General features: G+C 72.7%; 2 protein-coding genes. One reads left to right on the top strand and one right to left on the bottom strand.

Translation table 11 applies throughout. The annotated features are described in order from the left end of the window. Nucleotides 1–204: 204 nt before the first annotated feature. Nucleotides 205–561 carry a HesB/IscA family protein gene (locus tag FNH04_RS44880; protein WP_152791980.1) on the top strand — a complete coding sequence of 119 codons (357 nt, stop codon included), beginning with the start codon at nt 205–207 and terminating at the stop codon, nt 559–561. A 128-nt stretch (nt 562–689) separates the two neighbouring features. Here FNH04_RS44880 and FNH04_RS44885 read toward each other — a convergent pair. Then, a partial coding sequence (locus FNH04_RS44885) for a hypothetical protein (RefSeq protein WP_228032014.1) occupies nt 690–2,390 on the bottom strand: 1,701 nt, incomplete at its 5' end.

Consider the following 2,390-nt stretch of genomic DNA (forward strand, 5'->3'; position numbering starts at 1 on the left):
AACCCACCCCGTCCCGCGGGGCGGCCACCCGCGGACCACCGCCCGCTCGCCGGACCGGCGCCCGCTCCGGAACCCGTGTGCGAGCATGAAGTGCGAGCATGAAGAGAGACCCGAAGGGAAATCCGCTGGGCGCGGAATGAATCCGCGGTCCCGCCGGTTGCACTCGTCGGCAAGCAGTCTCCGTACAACCCGGGAGAGATGTAGATGTCCGTATCGGACGAGACCACCACCGTCAGCGACGGCATCATCCTGACCGACGCCGCCGCGGGCAAGGTCAAGGCGCTGCTCGACCAGGAGGGCCGTGACGACCTCGCGCTGCGCGTCGCCGTCCAGCCCGGCGGCTGCTCAGGCCTGCGCTACCAGCTCTTCTTCGACGAGCGTTCCCTCGACGGCGATGTGGAGAAGGACTTCGACGGGGTCAAGGTCGTCACCGACCGCATGAGCGCCCCGTACCTCGGCGGCGCCACCATCGACTTCGTGGACACCATCGAGAAGCAGGGCTTCACCATCGACAACCCGAACGCGACGGGCTCCTGCGCCTGCGGCGACTCCTTCAGCTGAGCACGCCCCACCAGGTTCGGTACACGTACGACGGCGGCGTCCCCCTCGCGGATCTCGATCTCGAAGGGGGACGCCGCCGTCGTGTACGCACGGCCCGCCGGGACGGGCTGGAAGGGCTACTGAATGGGCTACTGGGCGGGCTGGTCGTCCGGGAGCCGGTCCTTGAGGCTTCCCTTCGGGATCTCCTCGCCCTTCGTGTCGACGACCTCGCGGTCCCCGAGCGGCTTGTCCAGGTCCACCGTCCGCTCCATGGCCTTGGCGATCAGGATGCAGACCTTGCCCGACGGCTTCTCGGTCACGGTGACCGTCACCTCGCCGTTCTTCTCGTCCGCCGACGCCGAGTACTCACTGCACACCCCGCCCCAGAAGCTCACGGTCAGCTTGTCGTCCTTCACCGTGTAGCCCTCGATGGTGACCTCGCTCGTCTCGGGCGCCGAGGACGGGGGGTCGCCCGGGTCGGCCGGCCGCGTGGTCTCCGACGGCTCGGGTGCGGTCAGGTACTTCGGGTCGACCGCCGGGTGCGTCACGGTGAAGCTCCCGTCGGCGCCCTCCGGCCGTACCTCGAACAGCCAGGACGGTACGAGCGTCTGCTCGCCGTCCACGAAGTGCGAGGCCAGCCCGAAGACGGCGTCCTCGACGACCACCGGCTCCGGGGACGGAGCCACGGTCGACACCTCGCACGGCGCCTCGTTCCGGTCCTTCAGGGGTACGGGGCTGGCGCAGCCGCCGATGCCCTTGCGCCCGTCGCCGGTGCCGTTCTCCGCGCCGGTCTCCGCCCCGGCCCCCGTCCCGTTCATCAGGCCCAGCGCCTTCTCCGCGCCGATGACGGGGTACGTGTCCCCCTTGGCCGGAGCCTTCACGTTGCCGCTCCCGCCGACCACCTGGCCGTCGGCGCCCACCTGGATGCCGGTCGTCCAGCCGTACGTGGGGAGCCCGCCGACCTCGGGATCGGCGTTCACCGTCCGGACCGCGCCCGCGACCTGGGTGGCGTCCAGCTTGGCCGCGTCCTGGCCGACGGCCTTCAGGACCGGCGCGGCGGCCCGCTTCGCGACGGCCTCGCTCACCGGGTCGCCCACCGGCGTCGTAACCGAGGCGCAGACGTCGGCCTTCCGGCAGTTGTCCGTGCCGGGCGCGTACCGGCTGAACGTCCAGGTGCCCGGCGCGCCCTTGTTCACCTGGAGGCGCGGCCCCGAACCGTCCGTCGCACCGCCCACCCTCCACAAGTCGCCCTCGGCCGTGGGCTTGCCCTCGACACCGAGGGCCTTCGCGAGGCGGGCCACGTCGGCCGAGGTCACGTCGCCGGCCGACCGGTAGACGGGCGCGGAGTCCGGGCCTTCGGGGAGGTCGCCGTCCGCGCGATAGGTCACGCCGGCGGGGTTGGGCTCGCCGGGGGCGATGCCGTGCGTACCGCCCTCGGTGTAGCCGTCCAGGGCCAGCGGCGGGGGAGTGTCGTCGGCCGGGGCGCCGGAGTCGCTGCCGGAGCCACCGGAGCCGCTGGTGGCGCTCGTGGCGAGGTAGGCCCCGCCGCCTCCGACGAGCAGCACCGCGGCCGCCACCGCCGCGGCGACCAGGGACGAACGCCTACGGTGCGGCCTGGACTCCGCGCCGCTCCCGGGACTCACGTCCCCCTCAGGGCTGACGTCGTCGCCGGGGTGTACGCCATCCTCGGCGCTCTCCGGGCTTTCAGCGGCCTCCGGGCGCTCGGCGCTCTCCGGGCTTTCAGCGGCCTCCGGGCTTTCAGCGCTCTCCGCGCCCTTGCTGCCATCGGCGCTCTCGGCACCATCGTCCCCCGAGGCCCCCTCGGCCTCCACGGCCCCCTCGGCCCCCTC

It is taken from the genome of Streptomyces phyllanthi, from assembly GCF_009377205.1.
GTDB classification, from domain to species: Bacteria; Actinomycetota; Actinomycetes; order Streptomycetales; family Streptomycetaceae; genus Streptomyces; species Streptomyces phyllanthi.

Coding starts and splice junctions, on each gene's coding strand:
- FNH04_RS44880 (WP_152791980.1), top strand. CDS start 205: ATGTCCGTATCGGACGAGACCACCACCGTCAGCGACGGCATCATCCTG.